General features: G+C 55.5%; 19 protein-coding genes. 10 read left to right on the forward strand and 9 right to left on the reverse strand.

Annotated features, from left to right (window positions below; all coding sequences use genetic code 11):
• The first annotated feature begins 95 nt into the window (after positions 1–95).
• From pgpB to yciH, 5 genes are all read left to right on the forward strand, one after another.
• Positions 96–860, forward strand: coding sequence for a phosphatidylglycerophosphatase B (gene pgpB, locus ACFQW4_RS09275; protein ID WP_101764272.1), 765 nt, complete (start codon positions 96–98; stop codon positions 858–860).
• A 128-nt stretch (positions 861–988) separates the two neighbouring features.
• Entirely contained in the window at positions 989–1,294 is a 306-nt protein-coding gene (locus tag ACFQW4_RS09280; protein ID WP_137385878.1) for a LapA family protein, read from the forward strand.
• 6 nt (positions 1,295–1,300) lie between these two features.
• Positions 1,301–2,470: a lipopolysaccharide assembly protein LapB gene (gene lapB, locus ACFQW4_RS09285; RefSeq protein ID WP_110866246.1), complete on the forward strand. Its 1,170-nt coding sequence runs from the start codon at positions 1,301–1,303 to the stop codon at positions 2,468–2,470.
• Between the two features lie 202 nt (positions 2,471–2,672).
• On the forward strand, positions 2,673–3,380 hold the full coding sequence (pyrF, locus tag ACFQW4_RS09290) for an orotidine-5'-phosphate decarboxylase (protein WP_350260677.1): 708 nt from the start codon (positions 2,673–2,675) through the stop codon (positions 3,378–3,380).
• Positions 3,380–3,703 (forward strand): stress response translation initiation inhibitor YciH, encoded by a 324-nt coding sequence (gene yciH / locus ACFQW4_RS09295; protein WP_110866244.1) that lies wholly within the window; start codon positions 3,380–3,382, stop codon positions 3,701–3,703. Before pyrF ends, yciH begins: the two co-directional genes overlap by 1 nt.
• 68 nt (positions 3,704–3,771) lie before the next feature.
• On the opposite strand, the gene osmB is transcribed toward yciH, so the two are convergent.
• Positions 3,772–3,990 carry an osmotically-inducible lipoprotein OsmB gene (gene osmB / locus ACFQW4_RS09300; RefSeq protein ID WP_008106509.1) on the reverse strand — a complete coding sequence of 73 codons (219 nt, stop codon included), beginning with the start codon at positions 3,988–3,990 and terminating at the stop codon, positions 3,772–3,774.
• A 246-nt stretch (positions 3,991–4,236) separates the two neighbouring features.
• On the opposite strand from osmB, the gene araD reads away from it, so the two are divergent.
• From araD to ACFQW4_RS09315, 3 genes are all read left to right on the forward strand, one after another.
• Positions 4,237–4,935, forward strand: a complete 699-nt coding sequence (gene araD / locus ACFQW4_RS09305) for an L-ribulose-5-phosphate 4-epimerase (protein WP_192233999.1) — start codon at positions 4,237–4,239, stop codon at positions 4,933–4,935.
• 553 nt (positions 4,936–5,488) lie between these two features.
• On the forward strand, positions 5,489–6,472 hold the full coding sequence (gene kdgT, locus ACFQW4_RS09310) for a 2-keto-3-deoxygluconate transporter (RefSeq protein ID WP_007892437.1): 984 nt from the start codon (positions 5,489–5,491) through the stop codon (positions 6,470–6,472).
• A gap of 145 nt (positions 6,473–6,617) precedes the next feature.
• On the forward strand, positions 6,618–7,484 hold the full coding sequence (locus ACFQW4_RS09315) for a crotonase/enoyl-CoA hydratase family protein (protein ID WP_007892438.1): 867 nt from the start codon (positions 6,618–6,620) through the stop codon (positions 7,482–7,484).
• A 15-nt stretch (positions 7,485–7,499) separates the two neighbouring features.
• On the opposite strand, the gene pdeR is transcribed toward ACFQW4_RS09315, so the two are convergent.
• From pdeR to ACFQW4_RS09340, 5 genes are all read right to left on the reverse strand, one after another.
• Entirely contained in the window at positions 7,500–9,485 is a 1,986-nt protein-coding gene (gene pdeR, locus ACFQW4_RS09320) for a cyclic di-GMP phosphodiesterase (RefSeq protein WP_222233365.1), read from the reverse strand.
• A 156-nt stretch (positions 9,486–9,641) separates the two neighbouring features.
• Entirely contained in the window at positions 9,642–9,938 is a 297-nt protein-coding gene (locus tag ACFQW4_RS09325) for a YbdD/YjiX family protein (RefSeq protein WP_110866241.1), read from the reverse strand.
• On the reverse strand, positions 9,931–11,997 hold the full coding sequence (locus tag ACFQW4_RS09330) for a carbon starvation CstA family protein (protein ID WP_110866240.1): 2,067 nt from the start codon (positions 11,995–11,997) through the stop codon (positions 9,931–9,933). Before ACFQW4_RS09330 ends, ACFQW4_RS09325 begins: the two co-directional genes overlap by 8 nt.
• A 184-nt stretch (positions 11,998–12,181) precedes the next feature.
• The gene (locus ACFQW4_RS09335; protein WP_377724965.1) at positions 12,182–14,116 is read right to left on the reverse strand and encodes an exoribonuclease II; all 1,935 of its coding nucleotides are present in this window, start codon (positions 14,114–14,116) and stop codon (positions 12,182–12,184) included.
• Positions 14,117–14,240: 124 nt separating this feature from the next.
• Entirely contained in the window at positions 14,241–16,547 is a 2,307-nt protein-coding gene (locus ACFQW4_RS09340) for an FdhF/YdeP family oxidoreductase (RefSeq protein WP_377724967.1), read from the reverse strand.
• A gap of 244 nt (positions 16,548–16,791) precedes the next feature.
• Here ACFQW4_RS09340 and ACFQW4_RS09345 point away from each other — a divergent pair, with 244 nt between their 5' ends.
• Both ACFQW4_RS09345 and ACFQW4_RS09350 read left to right on the forward strand, forming a co-directional pair.
• Positions 16,792–18,381: a PTS transporter subunit EIIC gene (locus ACFQW4_RS09345; RefSeq protein ID WP_101764284.1), complete on the forward strand. Its 1,590-nt coding sequence runs from the start codon at positions 16,792–16,794 to the stop codon at positions 18,379–18,381.
• 80 nt (positions 18,382–18,461) lie between these two features.
• Positions 18,462–19,358 (forward strand): LysR family transcriptional regulator, encoded by an 897-nt coding sequence (locus tag ACFQW4_RS09350; RefSeq protein ID WP_110866237.1) that lies wholly within the window; start codon positions 18,462–18,464, stop codon positions 19,356–19,358.
• On the opposite strand, the gene ACFQW4_RS09355 is transcribed toward ACFQW4_RS09350, so the two are convergent.
• The 3 genes from ACFQW4_RS09355 to sapF all read right to left on the reverse strand — a co-directional run bounded on the left by ACFQW4_RS09355 (position 19,355) and on the right by sapF (position 22,395).
• Entirely contained in the window at positions 19,355–20,476 is a 1,122-nt protein-coding gene (locus tag ACFQW4_RS09355) for a CMD domain-containing protein (RefSeq protein WP_377724970.1), read from the reverse strand. The genes ACFQW4_RS09350 and ACFQW4_RS09355 overlap by 4 nt on opposite strands.
• 198 nt (positions 20,477–20,674) lie before the next feature.
• Positions 20,675–21,463 carry an enoyl-ACP reductase FabI gene (gene fabI / locus ACFQW4_RS09360; protein WP_007892455.1) on the reverse strand — a complete coding sequence of 263 codons (789 nt, stop codon included), beginning with the start codon at positions 21,461–21,463 and terminating at the stop codon, positions 20,675–20,677.
• Positions 21,464–21,591: 128 nt separating this feature from the next.
• Complete coding sequence (gene sapF, locus ACFQW4_RS09365) at positions 21,592–22,395, reverse strand: putrescine export ABC transporter ATP-binding protein SapF (RefSeq protein WP_110866235.1); 804 nt, start codon at positions 22,393–22,395, stop codon at positions 21,592–21,594.
• Between the last annotated feature and the right edge of the window lie 2 nt (positions 22,396–22,397).

Genomic DNA, 22,397 nt, shown 5'->3' on the forward strand with positions numbered 1-22,397 from the left:
AAGCACAATTATCCAAGCCGCAACAGGTATGTTATTCTTTTTTCAGCTAAAGTTATGCTTAACGCACCTGTTAATCCGGATCTAAAAGGAAGCGAATGTTAAAGATCATTCAGCGCACCACCTTAGGGGCGTTTTTATTGTTGTTGATGCCGTTGGGCGTGTGGATATCAAACTGGCAATGGCAACCCGGGGAAAGCGGCAATCTACTTCGCGTGCTGTTTTGGATGACGGAAACCGTTACCAGTCCGTGGGGTATCCTCACCAGTATCATCCTCAGCGCCTGGGTGTTGTGGTGTTTACGCTTTCGGCTCAAACCCGCGATTCTGCTCATTCTTATCATGAATGGTGCGATTCTTGCTGGTCAGTACACCAAATCCTCAATCAAAGAGCATGTGCAGGAACCGCGCCCCTACGTCATCTGGCTGGAAAAAAGTCATGGCATTAACGGTGATGAGTTTTATCAGCTTCATCGCCAGCAGCGCGGCGAAATGGTCTCAACTTTGCTGGCCAATGACACTCAGCTGCCGCAATGGCTGAAGAATCATTGGGCATTTGAAACCGGTTATGCGTTTCCTTCCGGGCATACCATGTTTGCCGCCAGCTGGGCGCTTTTAGCCATCGGCCTGTTATGGCCGCGCCGTCATTTTGCCACCGTTGCCGTATTATTCGTTTGGGCGACCGCGGTGATGGGCAGCCGTTTAGTGCTGGGTATGCACTGGCCGCGTGATTTAGTGATGGCAACGCTGATATCCTGGTTATTGGTGACCGTAGCTACGCTGCTGGCCCAGCGTTTCTGCGGCCCGCTCACCATTCCACCAGAGGAACATCGTGAGATCGCGCAACGTGATGATGGATTGTAATCAGCCTATTCATCCCCATATGATTGATTGTGCTTGTAGAAAAAAGCGCTAACTGATGTGGGGATAAGCAGCATCGACGGCGGTTTTTTGGCATACTTCTATTGGATAACCTCTCGACAGGACGCATTGTGAAATATTTGCTTATTTTTCTCGTGGTATTGGTCATTTTCATCATCTCCGTCACGCTCGGAGCGCATAACGACCAAATCATCACCTTTAACTATCTGCTAGCGCAGGGCGAATTCCGCATTTCAACACTGCTCGCCAGCTTGTTTGGCGCTGGATTCCTGCTGGGATGGGCGATTTGCGGTCTGTTCTGGTTACGCTTACGTGTTTCTCTGGCAAATGCACAGCGTAAGCTTAAACGTATGCAGGCACAGAATGAACAATCTACTGCAGTGACCCCATCACCAACTGCCAGTCGTCGGGATTAATTTTCGATGCTTGAATTGCTGTTTCTGCTTCTTCCTGTTGCTGCGGCGTATGGCTGGTATATGGGCCGCCGCAGTGCACATCAGGATAAGCAACAGGAAGCGAACCGCCTGTCGCGCGATTATGTGACCGGCGTAAACTTCCTGCTCTCCAATCAACAGGACAAAGCGGTTGATCTCTTTCTCGACATGTTGAAAGAGGACAGCGGCACGGTTGAGGCGCATCTGACGCTTGGCAATCTGTTCCGTTCGCGTGGTGAAGTTGATCGCGCCATTCGCATTCACCAATCCCTAATGGAAAGTGCGTCGCTCAGCTACGAGCAGCGCTTGCTGGCGATCCAGCAACTCGGCCGCGATTACATGGCAGCCGGATTGTACGATCGTGCCGAAGATATGTTTGGGCAACTGGTTGAAGAGACCGATTTCCGTATTGGCGCGTTGCAGCAGTTATTGTTGATTCATCAGGCAACCAGCGACTGGCAAAAAGCCATCGACGTGGCGGAAAAGCTGGTTAAGCTCGGCAAAGACAAGCAGAAAGGGGAAATTGCCCATTTTTACTGTGAGCTGGCGTTGCAGGCATTAAGCAGTGATGACCTTGATCGGGCGATGAGCTTGCTGAAGAAGGGCGAGTCAGCCGATCATCAAAGTGCGCGCGTCTCAATCATGATGGGCCGCATTTTGATGGAGCAGGGCGAGTACGCCAAAGCCGCCAGCCGACTGCAGCGCGTGCTGGAGCAGGACAAAGAGCTGGTGAGTGAAACGTTACCCATGCTGGAAACCTGCTACCAGCGCCTGAACCAACCCGAAAACTGGGCGCAATTTTTACAGCGTTGTGTCGACGAGAATACTGGCGCCGCAGCAGAGCTTTATCTCTCTGATATTCTTGAGCAACAGCAGGGACCGGAAGCGGCACAGCTGTATATCAATCGTCAGCTTCAGCGTCATCCGACGATGCGTGTGTTTCATCGTTTGATGGATTTCCACTTACACGAAGCGGAAGACGGACGTGCGAAAGAGAGCTTGATGGTGCTGCGCGATATGGTCGGCGAGCAGATCCGCACTAAGCCGCGATATCGCTGCCAGAAATGTGGCTTCACTGCCCATGCTCTGTACTGGCATTGCCCATCTTGTCGCGCCTGGTCTTCAGTTAAACCCATCCGTGGACTCGACGGCCAATAAATGGCCGCATCACGCGTCTGGTTACATCTATTTAGTTACAACATACTTGTGAGTTTGATTAAGAAACTGCCCTGGCATCGTGCAGCCAGCAGTCAAACAGGCAAGTTCTGGCGGTAGCGTGATTGTCGGCACCGGCCTGCGCAGGTAGAATGCTTGCCGTTTGTCCATCGCGCCTGCGGGTGCCAGTTACTGAGGAAACGTTATGCCTGTAACCACTTCACCTATTCTGGTGGCACTCGACTATCATGATCTCAACAGCGCGCTGCAGTTTGTAGACCGCATCGATCCAAGCCAGTGTCGCCTGAAAGTGGGCAAAGAGATGTTCACACTGTTTGGTCCATCGCTGGTGAAAACGCTGCAGGAACGGGGTTTTGAAGTGTTCCTCGATCTCAAGTTTCATGACATCCCAAACACCACCGCACATGCAGTCGCGGCAGCGGCGGATCTTGGCGTGTGGATGGTGAACGTGCATGCCAGCGGAGGCGCTCGCATGATGAACGCGGCTCGTGAAGCACTGGTACCATTCGGCAACGATGCGCCGCTGCTGATTGCCGTCACCGTATTGACCAGCATGGATGAAGACGACCTCAAAGGTTTGGGCATTACCTTATCTCCAGCCGCGCAGGCTGAGCGGCTGGCACGTTTGACCCGCGATTGCGGCCTGCACGGCGTGGTTTGTTCGGCCCAGGAAGCCGCGCATTTTAAGCAGGTGATAGGTCAGGATTTCGCGCTGGTTACGCCAGGCATTCGTCCGGCCGGCAGCGATGCGGGCGATCAGCGCCGTATCATGACGCCGCAGCAGGCAAAACACGCCGGCGTGGATTATATGGTCATCGGGCGTCCGATCACCCAATCCGCCGATCCGGCCGCCACGCTGCAGCAAATCCTGCAAAGTTTACAGGAGGCTTAATGGCTCAGGACAATCGATTGGTGTATTCGACCGATAGCGGTCGTATCACCCATGAAGAAGAGAAAGCGCCACGACCTAAAGGCGATGGCATCGTGCGTATTCAACGCCAAACCAGCGGACGTAAAGGTAAGGGCGTGTGTCTGATTACCGGTGTCGATCTGGATGATAGCGCTCTCGAAAAACTGGCTGCTGAACTGAAGAAAAAGTGTGGTTGCGGTGGAGCAGTGAAAGAGGGCGTGATTGAGATTCAGGGCGATAAACGCGATTTGATAAAAACGCTGCTGGAAGCCAAAGGCATGAAAGTCAAACTGGCGGGCGGTTGAAGCAGTTCGGGCCACTTTTAGGTGGCCCGTTGTTAAGTAGATGCGCTGCGTAGCCTGATAATTATAATTTATTTGCTGATCTGGTGGCCGATGATGCCGCCGACAGCTGCGCCACCAACGGTACCAAGTCCGCTACCGTTGGTCAGCACTGAACCACCAATGGCACCTGCACCCGCACCGATTGCGGTATTACGGTCGCGTTTAGACCAATTCGAACAGCCGCTCAGCGCGACAACTAGTGTTGTTGCCAATACGGCAGCAGTAAGACGTTTCATTGTTGTAGTCATTAACTTCTCCTTGATTGTTAACACCGTGGTAACCATATAAGTATAGATGTTACACCGCACTCGGCAGGGTAAAACGGTCCTAAAATGCGAGTTTGCAAGCCACTTCTTGTTTAATCATCAAAACCAACCCGCGCCACACATTTAACGCCTTAGCCACTTTCCGCAGCTTTTACAGCCGTTCCATCCATAACGCTTTTTCTTCCTGCTCCGCACAATTCAGCTATCACAGTTCGCAGGAGAAAAAAGATGCTGGAAGCGTTAAAGCAGCAGGTGCTGGAAGCCAATCTCGATTTACCCCGTTACAACCTGGTCACCTTTACCTGGGGCAACGTCAGTGCGGTGGACCGCGATCGGGGTTTACTGGTGATCAAGCCGTCGGGCGTGAAGTACGAGCAGATGCAGCGCGACGATATGGTGGTCGTCGATCTCGCCAGCGGCGAGGTGATAGAAGGGAAAATGCGCCCATCTTCGGATACCGCCACCCACCGCGCGCTCTATCTTGCCTGGCCAGAGATCGGCGGCATCGTGCATACGCACTCGCGCCATGCCACCATTTGGGCTCAGGCTGGACGTGAAATCATCGCGTTAGGCACCACGCACGCCGATGATTTTTACGGCACCATTCCCTGCACGCGGCAGATGAAGCGCGAAGAGATTGAGCAGGAATACGAGTGGAATACCGGCCAGGTGATCATTGAAACTTTTGCGCAGCGCGGAATTGAACCAACGGCAATCCCCGCCGTGCTGGTGAATTCCCACGGCCCGTTTGCCTGGGGTAAAGATGCGCATGCTGCGGTACACAGTGCGGTGGTATTAGAAGAGGTGGCCTATATGGCATTGCATACCGAGCAGCTGCGCACTGAGTTACCGCCGATATCGCAAACACTGCTTGATCTGCACTATCTGCGTAAGCACGGTAAAAATGCCTGGTATGGGCAGAATTAAAGTCAATTCTGAAACATATACGCCTGCTGGCGTAATGCCAGTTAATTAAGCTAATGGTGAGCGCGCAGGCCGGGGGCACTTTTGGTCCGGCGGTCCTCGCGCCGCTAGCGCGGTACCTTCACTTCGTTCGTCTGCCTGACGGACCGGCGGAGACGGGACGTCCTTGTCCCGGCTCCGCCTTTCGCCTGCGTCCTGCGGGCTCTCCTGGCCTCCTCGCTTCGTTCAGCGCTGCGGATTGCCGGCCCAAAAGTGTCACCGGCCTGCTCACGAGCTTCAATACGAGTTGTTGACAAGGGCAGATGCGTCAAAGCCCGCACAGATAATCCATCCCTACAGAAAAAACGCCTCCCGGTGCCTCTCATTTAACTTCCAATCATCTGGTATGGCGATGCGTATCATAAATACAAAATGATCGATCAATAAAAATAAAACAGCGTTTCATAAATGCATTTGCGATCACTTTTTTCCTTTCTGCCAATCGTTATCTTGCTCGCCATGCCATCTGGCAATTCATAAAAACACCTCCCTCTGGCTCAGTTAAGGTGACACCTTTATGCATATCAAACGTGCAATCGATAAAATTCCTGGCGGCATGATGCTGATTCCGCTGTTTTTGGGCGCGCTGTGCCATACGTTCTCTCCGGGCGCAGGTAAATACTTTGGTTCGTTCACCAATGGGTTGATGACCGGCACCGTCCCGATTCTTGCAGTGTGGTTCTTCTGCATGGGCGCATCCATCAAACTCAGCGCCACCGGCACAGTACTGCGTAAATCGGGCACGCTCGTGCTCACCAAAATTGCGGTGGCGTGGGTAGTAGCGGCGATTGCTTCACGTGTGATGCCGGAAAATGGCGTGGAAGTGGGCATGTTTGCCGGTCTCTCGACGCTGGCGTTAGTGGCGGCGATGGATATGACCAATGGCGGTTTATACGCATCCATCATGCAGCAATACGGTTCGAAAGAAGAGGCCGGTGCGTTTGTCTTGATGTCGCTGGAGTCCGGGCCGCTGATGACGATGGTGATTCTCGGCACCGCAGGCATTGCGTCGTTTGAGCCACATGTCTTCGTTGGCGCGGTACTGCCGTTTATCGTCGGGTTCGCGTTGGGTAATCTCGATCCCGAACTGCGCGAGTTCTTTGGCAAAGCGGTGCACACGCTGATTCCGTTCTTTGCCTTCGCGTTGGGCAACACCATTGATTTAACCGTTATCGCGCAAACCGGTCTGCTGGGCATTATGCTGGGCGTCGCAGTTATCATTGTCACCGGCATTCCGCTGATTATTGCCGATCGCCTGATTGGCGGTGGCGATGGTACGGCGGGAATTGCGGCATCGAGTACCGCCGGGGCTGCGGTGGCCACGCCAGTGTTGATCGCCGAGATGCTGCCACAGTTTAAACCGGTCGCACCCGCCGCAACGGCGTTAGTCGCCACGTCGGTCATTGTCACCTCCGTCATTGTCCCCATCATCACCGCGGTTTATTCACGACGCGTTAAGCGTTCTCATGTTGCTGTGGGGCAACGCGCTGCCATCAAGTAAGCCCGCTAATGCTTCCCCGGCCGCTGGTCGGGGATATCTCTGGATTTTGCTTTATAAATCAATCTCTCATTTGGTCTGGCCTCACTCTGGATTACGCTGATGTGGCGTTTAACGCACTACATAAACATAAACAGAGGATGAGACAATGACAGTAATTAACCAACCAACATGCAGACTGTTCACCGAAGTTGGACAAACCACACAGCTCGCGGCCTACTATGAAGAGGGTCGCCGCACCATGTGGATGATGCTGCGTGCGCAACCCCGTCCGAGTTTTAACCACGAATTAATTGAGGAGATCATGAACCTGAGCTATTCCGCTCAACGTTCCGGTCTGCCGATTGATTTCTGGGTGACGGGTTCGTTAGTGCCACAGATGTTTAACGCCGGAGGCGATTTGCGTTTCTTTGTGGAATGCATTCGCAACAACCGTCGTGAAGCACTGCGCGCTTATGCGCGTGCCTGTGTCGACTGCATTCACTCCGCAGCGCGGGGTTTCGATACCGGTGCGGTCACGCTGGCGATGATTGAGGGCAGTGCGCTCGGCGGCGGCTTTGAAGCGGCGCTGGCACATCACTTCATTCTGGCGCAGAACAGCGCGCGCATGGGTTTCCCGGAGATCGCATTCAACCTGTTCCCGGGTATGGGCGGCTACTCGTTAGTGGCGCGTCGGTCCGGCATGAAGCTGGCCGAAGAGCTGATTATGGAAGGTGAGTCACACAGCGCGGAATGGTATGAAACGCGTGGTCTGGTCGACAAGGTGTTCCAGCCGGGCGATGGTTATCGCACCACACGCACCTTCATCGATACGTTACGTCCAAAACTGAACGGCGTGCGGGCAATGCTGAAAGCGCGTCAACGCGTATTGCAGTTATCACGCGCTGAGCTAATGGATATCACGGAGGACTGGGTCGATTATGCCTTCACACTGGAACCTAAAGACATTGCTTACATGGAACGACTGGTACAACTGCAGAACCGTCATAGCGCATCCTTGCGCAAAGCCGGCTAATCTCGCAGACCAGCGTTAAACGCGGGCAGGATGCTTAGCCAGCCAATGCCCGAGCTGTTCTGCGGGCATTGGTTTTGCATAATAATAACCTTGACGCCCATCAACACCGTTGGCCATAACAAACTTCTCTTCGGCTTTGGTTTCAATGCCCTCGGCGATCACCTGCAGCTTCAGGGCTTTGGCCACCGCGACAATCGCACGCACCAGCGACTGCGCCACGGGTTGTTTGTTGATATTACGTACAAAGCTCTGATCTAGCTTAATGGCATCAATCGGGACGCGCGCCAGCTGAGAAAGTGAGGAGTAACCGGTACCAAAGTCATCCAGATGCACCTGCGCACCCAGCTCCTGAAACTGTTTCATCAGCATCAGCGCACCAGCTTCGTTCTCAATCAAACAGCTTTCCGTCAGCTCAATATCAATTGGACACTCGGTCAAACCGGCTTCATTCAATGCCTGTTTCAAATCGGTGTAAATGCTCTGGTCGATCAGCTGCTTGGCCGAGACGTTAACCGCGACGCGCAGAAAGATGCCTTCGCTGCGCCATTTAATGATCTGCTGCAGCACGTTGAGCATCACCCAGCGGCCCAAGGGCACAATCAAACCGGACTCTTCGGCGTAGGAGATAAAATCGCCCGGCGGCACCAGACCACGCTCTGGAGAATTCCAGCGCACCAGCGCCTCGGCGCTCAGCACTTCGCCTTCGGCATTGAGTTTTGGCTGGTAATGCACCACCAGATGATCCAGCTCGAGCGCTTTGCGCAGGTTGGTATCGAGCCACAGATACTCAAACACGCGCTGATTCATCTCATTAGCGAACACGCAAAATTTGCCGCGGCCGTTTTCTTTGGCATGATACATCGCGGTATCGGCGTTACGAATCAGGCTTTCACGATCTTCACCATGCAGCGGGGCGAGGGCGATACCCAGCGAGCAGCCGCTGTAAACCTCAATCAGGCCAATGCGGAATGGCTGACGCAGCCGCTCAAGAATACGCGACGCCATCGCTTCCAGCGCTGCCTGGCTGGTGTGTTCCGCCAGCACCACGAACTCATCGCCACCAAGGCGCGCCAGCGTCTGGTCTTTGCCAAGACAGCTGAGGATGGCCAGCGACACGGCTTGCAGCAGCTGATCGCCAAACATATGGCCGTAAGCGTCGTTCACCTTCTTAAAATTGTCTAAATCGAGGTACACCACACCGGTTTGACTGCCATTCGCCAGCTCCAGTGCCAGACTAATCTGCTGATGGATCGCGTTGCGATTGGGTAAGCCGGTGACGGTATCGGTATTGGCCAGCACGCGCAGACGTTCCTGAGCGCGGCGCTCTTCGGTTATGTCGGTTCCGGAACAGATGAGGAAAATTTCATTTTTCCCGCTGCCGCTGTGAACGAACTTATTACGAAACAGAAACAGTCGCTGACCTTTACGGGTTTTTATCCAGCGTTCAACTTCGTAAGAACTGCCTTCACGGAAGAAACCGGCGATATTACGGCGTGATGCCTGCGCTTCCTGCTTGGTCATAAACAGCTGGAATACGTTGCGGCCAATCACTTCCTGCTCTTTCAGCCCGGTGTACTCTTCACTCAAACGGTTGAAACGCTGGATATTGCCGCGTTGATCGAGGATCACGATGACGGAATTCGCCTCAGAAACCACTTGCTCGGCGAAGGATAAACCCAGCGTCAAATCACGCGCGACAGACGACGTATCGCCCCAGGCTGACGAGGTGCCTGCCCAGGTAGATTGATTGACTTTACGGCCGACAAAATGCATCGGAACAGGTTCGCCATGCAGCGACAGCGTGAGGTTAATACTTGAGGTAATGACCGTCATCGCACGTAATAAACTGGCTTGTGCGGGAGTCAGCGGCACCGCCATATTGGTGTTTGCGTTCTCATCTTCGGCAAAATGCAGAGCATCACTATCTGAAGTTAAACGCCAATGAGGGCTGGTGGTGCCAAACAAGGTATATAGCAATGTTTGCCCTTGTTCATCGGTCATGGAAACTTCCTCCGGGGGAATGCTCAGCGGGCGGTATCTCATTATTTTAGCAACAGTATTCAACCTCCTGCGTCAGCACAAGATGCAATCCAAATATATTTTTGTTTTTATTAAAGAATGGCACGAAAAAGCCCCGACAAGCGGGGCTAATCGCTGTTAGCAAGGGCACTTACCGAGTTTTCCGGCCTGGCTGGGAAAGCGGGCATCGAGGCAGTGACGGTGAAAAGCGCGCTCATCCATGGGGGCGATCGTTGGATGATGTTCGCGCATATGCTTCAGATAAGTTTGATAGTCATGAACGCCGACCATTAAACGAAAACTTTGCTGCAATCCCCGCCAGATGCGCTGCCAGCGCGTAAGATTTTGCCCAGCCGTGGCGGGGGCGATTGGTAAGCACTGCTGAATGTGCCACGGCCCGTTGGGTTTTCTCCAGTGATAAATGGACTCAGACATTTCGCACCTCTTTGCGCAGTGAGATCTCAGATTCATGGGTGGTTGGCACCGTGCTGTTGAGCGCCCGACGAATCACGAAGAAGGCCGCCACCAGCATGGTCACCGCCACCAGCATGAAGAAGGCGCACAGGGCCGCGTTAATTTGATTGCTGAAGACGATGGTTTGCATGTCAGCAACACTCTTCGCCGGGGCGATGACGATGCCGTCATCAATGCCTTTGCGGAACTTGTTGGCCTGCGCCAGGAAACCAATCGAAGGTTTTTCGTGGAAAATCTTCTGCCAGCCCGCGGTCATCGAGGTAATGAACAGCCAGGCGGTTGGAACAATCGTCACCCACGCATAACGCTGCTTCTTCATTTTGAACAGCACCACGGTGCCGAGAATCAGCGCCATTGACGCCAGCATCTGGTTGCCGATACCAAACAGCGGCCACAGCGTATTGATGCCGCCGAGCGGATCGACCACGCCCTGATACACAAAGAAGCCCCAGCCAGCCACCGCGACGGTGGTTCCCGCCATGTTGCCCAACCATGAACGGTTATTCGCCATCGACGGTACCACGGTGCCCACCAGATCCTGCACCATAAAGCGACAGGCGCGGGTGCCGGCATCCACAGCGGTCAGGATAAACAGCGCTTCAAACAAGATGGCGAAGTGATACCAGAACGCCATCATGGCCCGGCTGTTAAACACTTCGGTAATGATATGCGCCATGCCGACCGCAAAGGTTGGTGCACCACCGGCACGCGAAAGAATGGTGCTTTCGCCGACGTCGCGCGCAATGCCGCTCAGCATCTCGGGCGTCACCACGAACCCCCAGCCATTAATCACCTGCGACGCATTTTCCACCGTGGTGCCAATCAGCGCGGCAGGGGAGTTCATGGCAAAGTAGACGCCCGGATCAAGCACCGATGCGCAAATCAGCGCCATGATCGCCACAAAGGATTCCATCAGCATCGCGCCGTAGCCGATAAAGCGGATATGACTTTCGCGCTCCACCAGTTTCGGCGTGGTACCGCTGGAAACCAGCGCATGGAAACCTGAAATGGCGCCACAGGCGATGGTGATAAACAGGAACGGGAATAACGCGCCGGAGAAGACCGGCCCGGTACCATCAATAAATTTGGTCACTGCGGGCATCTTCATCTCGGGCATGGCAAACACGATGCCAATGGCCAGACCGATGATCACGCCAATTTTCAGGAAGGTGGAGAGATAATCGCGCGGTGCCAGCAGCAGCCATACCGGCAGCGAAGAGGCGACAAAACCGTAGATCACCAGCACCCACGTCAGCTCAGTGCCTTTCAGCGTAAACAGTGGGCCCCAATAGGGATCGGCCGCCACATTGCCGCCGTAAATAATCGCCGCCATCATCAGCACGAAGCCAATGATCGACACTTCCGCGATTTTTCCCGGACGCAGGAAGCGCATATACACGCCCATAAACAGCGCAATCGGAATGGTTGCGGCAATGGTGAACAAACCCCATGGACTGTTGGCCAGCGCCTTCACCACCACCAGCGCCAGCGCGGAGAGGATGATGATCATCACACCCAGCGCGCCGAGCATGGTGACCACGCCAGCGAATGAGCCGAGCTCCTGACGCGCCATCTCACCCAATGAGCGGCCATCACGACGCGTTGAGATAAACAGGATCAGGAAATCCTGCACCGCACCGGCAAACATTACGCCAACCAGAATCCAGATGGTGCCCGGCAGGAAGCCCATCTGCGCCGCGAGAATCGGGCCGACCAGCGGGCCCGCACCGGCAATCGCCGCAAAATGGTGGCCGAACAGCACCCATTTATTGGTCGGCACATAATCGAGGCCATCACTTAAGCGCTCCGCCGGCGTGCGACGGCGATCGTCCAGTTCGAAAATACGCTTGGCGATAAACAGGCTGTAAAAGCGATAGGCAATGCTGTAGCAGGCGACGGAGGCAATCACCAGCCACACCGCGTTGACGTGTTCGCCACGGCTGAGGGCCAGCATGGCAAATGCGCCCGCGCCAATTAACGCCACCGCTAACCAGATGAGACTGGTTTTGACGTTGTTCATGAGTTAACTCCTTGTAGGGACCGGGAAAAGAGGCGATCGAATACAACAAGTTAAAAGTAATGTAATGAATTGTTAACGACAGACAAAGGCATTAGAAATGTGAAGCGGAATGCAAATTTAACATTTGCTAAAGCGGGCGGAGAGAAATGCGGGATAACGGCTGTTATCCCGCGAGTTTTCATGCTCAGGCGGCAGGACGCGCGACCACGCTGCGGGTTTCCATACGCACTTCGGCGATGGTCACGTCGATGATGTCAGTGACACGGTAAGCGACTTCACCTTTTATCTGCACGGTGCCGCTTTCCTGCGAGCACACCAGCTCATCACGCACCGCGTGGATGAACGGCGCAGGAATGAAGGCTACCGCGCCATTCTCCAGCAGACGAACGCGCATGCCGCCGCGAGACACGTCGATGATCTCGGCGCTGAACTTGCGATCGGTAGCGGCAAACGGTGCGAGGAAGCGGGCATACAACCAGTCCCCAACATCGCGCTCGGCCATGCGGTTCAGGCGACGACGTTCGCTCATGATGGTGGTCAGCTCATCCTGCGGACGGCCAGTGCTTTCACCGCGCACAATTGCCTTCAGCAAGCGATGGTTGATCATGTCGCCAAACTTACGAATCGGCGAAGTCCAGGTCGCGTAGGCTTCGAGGCCAAGACCAAAGTGCGGGCCCGGCTCGGTGCCGACTTCTGCAAACGACTGGAAGCGACGAATGCGGCTATCCAGATACTGGGTTGGCTGCGCATCGAGTTGACGACGCAGCTGGCGGAAGCCTTCCAGCGTGGTAATCGCCTGCGGATCCACGGTGATGCCATGCCCCGCCAGCACGCCAGCGGCCTGCTCAGCATTGGCCAGATCGAAACCGGTGTGCAGGTTATAGATACCGAAGCCCAGTTTCTCCTGCAGCACTTTCGCGGCACAGACGTTAGCCAGAATCATTGACTCTTCCACGATGCGGTTCGCGATGCGACGTGGCTCAGAGATGATATCCAGTACTTCGCCTTTTTCGCCCAACACAAAGCGGTAGTCCGGACGATCTTTAAACACCAGCGCGTGGGTTTGACGCCATTCGCTGCGCGCCAGGCAAACCTGATGCAGCAGGCGAATCTGCTGAGCAATGGCGTCGTTTTCAGGCTGCCAGCTGCCGCTGTTTTCCAGCCAATCAGAAACTTCGTCATAAACCAGCTTGGCTTTCGACTCGATCCACGCAGCAAAGAAATGCACGTCATCAGCCAGGCTGCCATCTTTCAGCACGGTAACGCGACAAGCCAGCGCGGGACGACGCTCGTTCGGACGCAGGGAACAGACGTCGTCAGAGAGTTCGCGCGGCAGCATCGGAATGTTGAAGCCCGGCAGATAGTTGGTGAACGCGCGTTTCGACGCCAGCTTATCCAGCTCGCTGCCTTCTGCCACGTAAGCGGTTGGATCGGCGATAGCGATGGTCAGGATCAGATTGCCGTCGGCAGCCTCTTCCACGTACAGCGCATCATCCATATCCTGGGTGCTGGCGCTGTCGATGGTGACGAAGTTCAGTGCGGTCAAATCTTCACGCTGCAGATTTTCGTCGAGCATCTCACCAAAACCGACGTCCGGAGCCTGACGTTCGAGGTTATGGCGCGACAACGTTACCCACCACGGCGCGAGGTGATCGTCCGCAGTGACAATGAATTCGGTCAGCTCAGCATAGAAACCGCGATCGCCTTTCAGCGGGTGACGACGCATCTCTGCTACCGCCCAATCGCCGTTCTGGAAATCGTGGGTCACGCCACGTTCGGCGCGGCACTGAATCGCCTCTTTCAGCAGCGGATGATCCGGCACAATTGACAGGCGATCGTCTTTCTTCTGCACGCGGCCGACAAAGCGGGTCAGGAACGGCTCAACCAGGGTTTCCGGCTCGACACTCTCGCGGTCTTTATCGGTGTGGATCACGGCCGAAATACGGTCGCCGTGCATCACTTTCTTCATCTGCGGTGGCGGAATGAAGTAGCTTTTCTGGGCATCAACTTCGAGGAAGCCAAAGCCTTTTTCCGTACCTTTAACAACACCTTCGACGCGCGGAGTCTGCGCGTGAAGCTTCTCTTTAAGCTGCGCGAGCAGCGGATTATCCTGGAACATAATTTATATAGTTTCGTGGCCTAAGAGCGGCTGACAGTTTTACGCGAATCGGGTCCGCGCGGCAAGGCCAAAACAGGCTAAAAAGCCGCTTTACGCGGCTTTTTACCTTCTGATAACGCTTTGGTCAGGCGATACGTTGTGACGGTGTGGCGGCGCTTAATGCCAGCTTCACCGGCACCGATTTTGAGGTCGGCGTACCGCTGCCGTCGCCAAAACTCGAGAGCGGCACCAGCGGGTTGGTTTCCGGATAATACGCCGCGAGGTTACCGCGCGGAATGTTATACGGCACCAGCTTGAAACCGCTGACGCGACGGGTTAAACCGTCATTCCACAGCGTCTCGATATCCACCAACTGGCCTTCAGTGACGCCCAGCGACGCCATATCATCCGGATGGATAAACACCACTTCGCGCTGACCGTACACGCCACGATAACGGTCATCGAGGCCGTAAATCGTGGTGTTGTACTGATCGTGTGAACGCAGCGTTTGCAGCGTGAACGGCACCGCGACATCGCCCAACTGCGGGAACAGCGACGTTGGCAGGGCGGCGGCGCTGAACTCGGCGCGTTTGCTTGGCGTATTGAAGCGCAGCTCGGCGGCAGCGCTACCCAGGTAGAAACCGCCCGGAATGTCGCACTTATTATTGAAATCAGCAAAGCCGGGAATCGTGGCGGCGATGTGATCGCGAATCAGATCGTAATTGCCTGCCATCGCCAGCCAGTCGATTTTATCGCTGCCTAATGTCGCATGGGCGATGCCAGCCACAATCGCGGTTTCAGAGCGCTGCGTCTCCGCCAATGGAATGCCGACGCCTTCTGAGGCGTGCACCATGCTGAACGAGTCTTCCACGGTAATGTACTGATTACCGCTTGCCTGACGATCGCGTTCGGTACGGCCCAGCGTTGGCAGAATCAGCCCTTCGCGGCCTGGCACCAAATGGCTGCGATTGAGTTTGGTGCTGATGTGCACGGTCAAACCGCAATGCTGCAACGCTTCTTCGGTGACTGGTGAATCCGGTGCGGCCGCCGCGAGGTTGCCGCCCAGCGCAATCAGCACTTTCACTTCGTCACGTAGCATCGCGTTCAGCGCCTCAACGGTGTTGTGACCATGCTCGCGCGGGGGTTCGAAATCAAAGTGCGCGCCGAGTGCATCGAGGAACGGCTTGCCCGGCTTCTCATCGATGCCCATGGTGCGGTTGCCCTGCACATTACTGTGGCCGCGCACCGGACACAGGCCTGCGCCTTTCTTGCCCAACTGACCAAACAGCAGCTGCAGGTTGGTGATCTCGCGAACGGTATCCACCGAGTGTTTATGCTGAGTAATGCCCATCGCCCAGGTGACAATCACGCGTTCAGCACTTTGATAGATCGCCGCCGCCTCACGAATCTGCACTTCGCTGAGACCGGATTGGCGCACGATATCGTCCCAGCGGGTGTTATCAACGGCGGCAAGATACGCATCAATGCCATGAGTGTTGGCATCGATAAACGCCTGATCGAAAATGCCTTCTTCACCGGCAGCTAAACGTGCACGCTGTAGCTCAAGCAGGGCTTTCACCATGCCGCGCACCGCCGCCATATCGCCGCCCAGATTAGGTTGGTAATAGGCGGAACTGATGGTGCCCGCCATCGACGTGACAATCTCCAGCGGCTTTTGCGGATCGGCAAAACGCTCGAGGCCGCGCTCGCGCAGCGTGTTAAAGGTGACGATTTTCGCGCCGTGATCGGCCGCGTGCCGCAGGCTGTGCAGCATGCGCGGATGGTTGGTGCCCGGATTCTGACCCAACACGAAAATCGCGTCGGCGTGATCAAAATCGTCCAGACGAATGGTGCCTTTACCCACGCCGATGCTGCGTTTCAGGCCGGTGCCGCTGGCTTCGTGGCACATGTTGGAGCAGTCGGGAAAGTTGTTGGTGCCCATCACACGGCCAAACAGCTGATAAAGCCAGGATGCTTCATTGCTGGCGCGGCCGGAGGTGTAAAGCTCCATTTGATTTGGATGATCCATCGCCTTCAAATGGCGAGCAATCAAGGATAACGCATCGTCCCAGCTGATCGGTTCGTAGTGGTCGGTCTCGCTGTTGTAGCGCATCGGATGGGTTAAGCGTCCCTGATACTCAAGGAAGTAATCGCTCTGTTGATAAAGAGTGCTGACGCTGTGCTGGGCAAAAAATTCCGGCGCAACCACACGACGCGTGGCTTCCCACGTTACCGCTTTTGCTCCGTTTTCACAGAAGCTGAAGGTGCTTTTGTTGTCATCGCCCCATGCGCAACCTGGGCAGTCGAAACCGCGCGCTTTATTCATGCGCATCAGGTTTCGCATGTTCTTCAGGGCAGCTTTACTATCAAAGACGAAACGGGTGGTGGCTTCCAATGAACCCCAGCCGCCCGCAGCAGCGCGATAGGGTTGAATCTTACGTTTAAATTTCATAGTTGCAGGCTTATTTGTTTATGAGTTGTTATCAGAATATGTCTTCTGTTAGCGGGAAGTGTGCGACTCTCCTTAAAAGTTGTCTAATTGATTGGTTTAATGGTGCGATAGGCGGCGTTTATCGTGAAACGCACGCAAAGCGTGACCTAAGTCAAACTTCCCCGGCTGTTAAGGGGCGGCAGTTACGTGCTGCTGAGATAACTGACTAATAATTGCTCTTTCCATTCTGAAAAGGGCACGCAGCATGAAGAATCTGGCAAGCCAAATTCACGCCTTCGGTAAAGCCTTAATGATGCCCATCTCGGTGATTGCTGCCGCAGGGATCTTTCTTGGCCTGGCCGCCGCAATGCAAAATCCGGCCATCACCGGCGATGCCTTCGCCAGTCTGCAGGTGCCACAGCTGATTATCGGGTTTATCCGCAAGGTGGCGGGCGCGCTGTTCGCCAATTTGCCGCTGTTCTTTGCGGTGGCCAGCGCCATCGGGCTGGCGAAAGCGGAGAAACCGACCGCTGCCTTTGCCGCCGTAATTGGCTATATCGCCATGAATGTTGGTATCAGCTCCACGCTGGCGTCGAAAGGTTTGACAGCCGCTACCACCACGCCAGAAGCGCTGCAGAAAGCGGGTATGGATCAAACTGCAGCGATGATGACGTCGGCCGAATACATCGACATGCTCGGCATCTTTACTTACAACATGAGCGTGCTGGGCGGCGTGATTGCTGGATTGATTACCGTGCTGCTGCATAACCGTTTTTACACTCAGCAACTGCCGACGGCGATCAGCTTCTTTGGTGGACGCCGCTTTGTGCCGATCGTGACCGTGGTGGTGCTGCCGCTGGTGGGCGTGCTGCTGGCGTTGATTTGGCCGACCATCGGCGAAGGCATCGCGTGGGTGGGTTTGATGATTGGTAAAAGCGGGCAATACGGCGCCTTCCTGCTTGGCACCAGCGAACGCTTACTGATTCCCACCGGTTTGCACCATATCCTCAACGAAACCGTGCGCTTCACGCCAATTGGCGGCATGGCAACGGTTGATGGACAAAGCATCGTCGGCGCGCTGAACATCTTCAACACCTCGCTAACGCATCCCGGCGCCATCCCGGACGATACGGTGCGCGGCGCGACGCAGTTCCTCGCGCAGGGCAAAATTCCGGTAATGATGTTTGGCTTACCAGCCGCCGCGCTGGCGATCTACCACACTGCGCGCCCTGAGCATAAGCAGCGCGTTAAAGCGCTGGTGCTGGCCGGTGCACTGACTTCCTTTACCACCGGCATCACCGAGCCGCTGGAGTTCTGTTTCATCTTCGTGTCGCCGGTGCTGTATATCCTGCATGCGCTATTAACCGGCCTGTCATTTATGTTGATGTCGATGCTGCATTTGATGATTGGCAACGTGCAGGGCGGCGCCATCGATCTGGTGGTGTTCGGCATTCTCGGTGGCAGCAAAACGCATTGGTGGTGGACGATTGTGCTCGGCGTAATTTATGTGCCGATTTACTACTACGGCTTCCGTTTTGTCATCACGCGGATGCGGGTTGAAACGCCGGGACGGGAATCCGATGAAGAACACAAACCCGAACAGGTGGCGGCGGATGAGCGCACCAAAGTGATCATCAGCGGGCTGGGCGGCGAAGCCAATATAGAGGACGTCGATTGCTGCTTCACCCGGCTGCGCGTGCGGGTCAAACAGATGAATGAGGTGGTCGATCAAACGTTACTGACCACCGGCGCGAACGGCATCAATCGCGTCAGCGAACACGATATCCAGGTGATTTACGGCCCGCAGGTCGAGAAGATCGCCAACGACGTAAAAAGTGCCTTGGGTGTGGCGTAACACAATGGCCGCTGCGCGTGGACGCAGCGCAGCGGCAACCGCCATGATACACTGCTGTTTTCCAGCCAATTCTGCTTTCCATGGACATCAAACAATTAATCTATCTGACAAATCTTGAACGCGAACGCCACTTTGGCCGCGCGGCAGAGGTCAGCTTTGTCAGCCAGCCGACACTATCGATGCGCCTGAAAAACCTCGAACGCGAATTAGGGCTTTCGCTGATCAACCGCAGTAATAATTTCGATGGCTTTACGCCGGAAGGCGAGCGCGTGCTGACCTGGGCGCGGGAAATTGTTTCGGTGTATCAGGGATTGAAGCTGGAAGTGGAGTCGCTCAAGCATGGCGTCAACGGCACCTTGCGGCTGGGTGTTATGCCGCAGTGCAGCGTGGCGCTGCCTGCGTTGTTGAAAGCGGTTGAAGCGCGTTATCCACAGCTGGATTATCGCGTGGCCGCGATGAGCGCCGATCAGCTGCTGGAAGCGCTTAACAGCCACACCGTGGATGGCGGTATCGGCTTTTTTGAACTGACGTCACTGCGCGAGCTGCATTTTCAAACTGCGCTGTTGAAAGATCCGGGCGTCGAGGCGCTGTTCAATCCGGCGCACTTTCCGGCGCTGCTCGAGCAAGAGAACATCTCGCTCGCCACGCTTGCCTGCCAGCCGCTGTGTCTGGCTGAGCCCACGCGCTATTTTCGACGTTATCTTGATGGGCAGTTGCGGGAAACCGGCTTGATCCCACGCGTGATCGTTGAGAGCGCGTCGATTATGCAACTACTGCAAAGCGCGCAGGTTGGTTTGGGCGTGATGGTGTCGCCATGCGGACATCTGTTGCCGGAGCTGATGCAGAATCTGGCGCGGCGGCCGATTGAGATGGCGCCGATGGGCCGGCAGGCGGCATTAGTGATTGCCGAGCCGGGCAGAGCATCGCCGCTGGCTCAGCATTTCTTTGATGAAGCGCGGCGACATCTGCCCGATTAACGGGTTTCGCCTAGCGCCATCAGCAGGCGATCCTGCCAGCTGGCGAAAGCCACCGCTTGCAACAGCGTGAAGATGCGTTCGCTGCCCCAGCCCGCGTTCAGCAGCGGCTGCAAATGCGCAGCGCTGAAGCGGTCGGGCAGGCGAGTGAGCTGGGCGCTGAGTGAAATCACTGGCGATGCTGCGCCAGCGCTTTCGACATCCTGCAGCAGTGCGTCACGCCATTCATCGGTAACAAAATCAAACTGACGTCGACAACCCAGCACGCGTGCGCTAACCGCCTGCGCCAGCGCTTCTTCCCCGGCAAAATGTTCACTCAGCCGCTGTTTTAGCGTGGCGAAGCCATACAGCACTTGCGCATCGTGCACCAGCAGCCAAATGGCATCATCCAATCCCTCAATACCCTGACAGAAAGTAACCGCCGCCAGTTGATCGGCGCTGGCATAGCGCAGTTCAACCGGTTTCAACGCGTGCTGCCAGCCGTCGTTGCCGGTAAACAGCGCTGCGCTGGCGTCCGGCGGCGGTGTTACGCCCGGAATCCAGCGCACCGGCAAGCCCATCATCGCCTGCAGCGATGCCACCACGCGTGACTGATAGCTGACATATCCCACCAGTTGATTCAGCGTGACGATATCGGGCTCGGTTAAGCCCACCGCGTCCAGCGCGCTGATGCTATTGGCGGTGATCAGTTCCGGCTGCATCGCCAGCTGACGCGCATATTGGGTGATTTGCGTCAGGCGATTATTGCTTTCACGTGATGAGTCCGGACCCGGCAACGGATTGAGCCGGGCTGAGTAGTGATTGCACAGGCGCTGCACGCCGGCGACCTGCGCCACCGTTAGCGCGGTGCTGAGACGATCGTACAGCGTTAAGGTGTGGGTCAAACTGGTGGCAAGCGTATCGGGAAACAGAATCTGGCTGAGATCGCGCGCGGCCAATAACGCAGGCTGAAAACGCGACAGCAGCGGCTGTAACGCGGTCGCTTCCTGTTGCAAACCGAGTAAGAAACGATCGTCGATATAGGCGGCTTCGGGCACCAGCGGCGCAGTGGCGGTGCTATTCGGGCGAGTCTGGCTTTCATAAAACCAGTGGTCATGGCCGGGAGAACGGCGTTGTTCCATGGTCATTCCTTGCGCTAAAAACGGACTTGCTGCACAGCGTGCGAATCTGAAAAGCAGGCATGCAACAAAGGGCTAGCTTATCGTCGCTGAACGGCTGTCCACGGCAAAAGAATGTTGGGGAATAATTAATAGCTTACGAGTATAAGGAGGGCGTTATTTGAAGAGGAGGTCGCCATGAAAGGCGACCTTAGGTAAATCTTATTTCAGTTCCAGCTCGTTCATTGCGGCAATGCTGAAGCCGCCATCAACGTGTACCACTTCACCGGTGATACCACCCGCCAGATCAGAGCACAGGAATGCAGCTGAGTTACCCACGTCTTCGATGGTAACGGTACGACGAATCGGGGTAACCGCTTCGCAGTGCGCCAGCATTTTACGGAAATCTTTGATGCCTGATGCAGCCAGCGTACGGATTGGACCGGCAGAAACGGCGTTAACACGCGTGCCTTCTGGACCCATCGCGTTCGCCATGTAGCGTACGTTAGCTTCCAGAGACGCTTTCGCCAGACCCATCACGTTGTAGTTCGGGATGGCGCGCTCTGCACCCAGGTAAGACAAGGTCAGCAGGGCGGAATTCGGGTTCAGCATCGCACGGCACTCTTTCGCCATCGCAACAAAGCTGTACGCGCTAATGTCGTGAGCGATCTTGAAGCCTTCACGGGTCACGGCATTCACGTAATCGCCATCCAGCTGATCGCCAGGTGCGAAACCGATGGAGTGAACGAAACCGTCAAATTTCGGCCAGGTTTTTGCCAGTTCGGTGAACAGCGCAGTGATGCTCTCGTCTTCCGCCACATCGCATGGCAGAACAATGTCTGAACCCAGATCTTTAGCAAACTCTTCCACACGACTTTTCAATTTGTCGTTCTGGTAGGTGAAAGCCAGTTCTGCGCCCTGTTTGTGCATCGCCTGCGCAATACCGTAGGCGATTGAGAGTTTACTGGCAACGCCAGTAATCAGAATGCGCTTACCGGAAAGAAAACCCATAGCTGTAATCCTTTTGGTCATTGTTGTTGGCGGTCGCGGTGGTTGAAAAACAGGCGACCGACGTTAATCTCGTGCGAAGTCTAGCACGTCTCTATAAATGCGGTAAATCGCACCGCGTTTTCGGCGCCTTAACGCTCGCGGCGCCAGGCTTCAGCGGTTAAGGCTTCACCAAAGTGGCTGGTGATCAGGCGCTTGGTGAGATCGTGCAGCGGCGAGGCCAATACATCGGCGGTGCCGCCGCGCTCGACCACTTCGCCCTGATGCATCACCAGCACCTGATCGCTGATGTGCTTCATCATGCCGAGATGCTGCGTGACATAAATATAGGCGATGCCGTGCTTCTCCTGCAGTTCCAGCATCAGGTTTACCAGCTGTGAACGCATGGTCATATCCAGCGAGGCGAGGGCTTCATCGGCGACGATCACTTTTGGCTGCAGAATCAGCGCTCGCGCCAGCGCCAGGCGCTGCTTCTGGCCCGGCGCCAGCATGTGCGGATAGTATCCGGCGTGGTCGCGCAGCAAACCGACCTGACGCAGCGTGGCGATGATGCGTTTTTCACGCGCGTCATCATCCAGCTCCGTATTCAGGCGCAGCGGGAAATCGAGTATCTGGCTGATGCGCTGGCGCGGATTCAGCGAGGTTGAAGGATCCTGAAAAATCATGCGAATGCGCTGGCTGCGATAACCATAATCACCGTACTCCAGCGGATGATCGTCAATCAGCATTTCGCCCTCGCTCGGCTCGACCATGCCGCTGAGCATTTTTGCCAGCGTCGATTTTCCCGAACCGTTTTCACCAATCACCGCCAGCGTCTGTTTTTCACGCAGGGTAAAACTGACGCCTTTCACCGCCTCAACGTGCTGACGACGGAACAAACCGGTGCGATAGCGGTAGGTTTTACTCAGGTTGCGCACTTCCAGCAGCGTTTCCATTT

Origin of the sequence: Pantoea sp. GCM10028869 (genome assembly GCF_042666835.1) — a bacterium.
Taxonomy (GTDB): domain Bacteria; phylum Pseudomonadota; class Gammaproteobacteria; order Enterobacterales; family Enterobacteriaceae; genus Pantoea; species Pantoea leporis.

Bases quoted from the DNA above. Each gene is read 5' to 3' on its own strand.
- pgpB (WP_101764272.1), top strand. From the start codon at position 96: ATGTTAAAGATCATTCAGCGCACCACCTTAGGGGCGTTTTTATTGTTG.
- lapB (WP_110866246.1), top strand. From the start codon at position 1,301: ATGCTTGAATTGCTGTTTCTGCTTCTTCCTGTTGCTGCGGCGTATGGC.
- pyrF (WP_350260677.1), top strand. From the start codon at position 2,673: ATGCCTGTAACCACTTCACCTATTCTGGTGGCACTCGACTATCATGAT.
- yciH (WP_110866244.1), top strand. From the start codon at position 3,380: ATGGCTCAGGACAATCGATTGGTGTATTCGACCGATAGCGGTCGTATC.
- osmB (WP_008106509.1), bottom strand. From the start codon at position 3,990: ATGACTACAACAATGAAACGTCTTACTGCTGCCGTATTGGCAACAACA.
- araD (WP_192233999.1), top strand. From the start codon at position 4,237: ATGCTGGAAGCGTTAAAGCAGCAGGTGCTGGAAGCCAATCTCGATTTA.
- kdgT (WP_007892437.1), top strand. From the start codon at position 5,489: ATGCATATCAAACGTGCAATCGATAAAATTCCTGGCGGCATGATGCTG.
- ACFQW4_RS09315 (WP_007892438.1), top strand. From the start codon at position 6,618: ATGACAGTAATTAACCAACCAACATGCAGACTGTTCACCGAAGTTGGA.
- pdeR (WP_222233365.1), bottom strand. From the start codon at position 9,485: ATGACCGATGAACAAGGGCAAACATTGCTATATACCTTGTTTGGCACC.
- ACFQW4_RS09325 (WP_110866241.1), bottom strand. From the start codon at position 9,938: ATGTCTGAGTCCATTTATCACTGGAGAAAACCCAACGGGCCGTGGCAC.
- ACFQW4_RS09330 (WP_110866240.1), bottom strand. From the start codon at position 11,997: ATGAACAACGTCAAAACCAGTCTCATCTGGTTAGCGGTGGCGTTAATT.
- ACFQW4_RS09335 (WP_377724965.1), bottom strand. From the start codon at position 14,116: ATGTTCCAGGATAATCCGCTGCTCGCGCAGCTTAAAGAGAAGCTTCAC.
- ACFQW4_RS09340 (WP_377724967.1), bottom strand. From the start codon at position 16,547: ATGAAATTTAAACGTAAGATTCAACCCTATCGCGCTGCTGCGGGCGGC.
- ACFQW4_RS09345 (WP_101764284.1), top strand. From the start codon at position 16,792: ATGAAGAATCTGGCAAGCCAAATTCACGCCTTCGGTAAAGCCTTAATG.
- ACFQW4_RS09350 (WP_110866237.1), top strand. From the start codon at position 18,462: ATGGACATCAAACAATTAATCTATCTGACAAATCTTGAACGCGAACGC.
- ACFQW4_RS09355 (WP_377724970.1), bottom strand. From the start codon at position 20,476: ATGGAACAACGCCGTTCTCCCGGCCATGACCACTGGTTTTATGAAAGC.
- fabI (WP_007892455.1), bottom strand. From the start codon at position 21,463: ATGGGTTTTCTTTCCGGTAAGCGCATTCTGATTACTGGCGTTGCCAGT.
- sapF (WP_110866235.1), bottom strand. From the start codon at position 22,395: ATGGAAACGCTGCTGGAAGTGCGCAACCTGAGTAAAACCTACCGCTAT.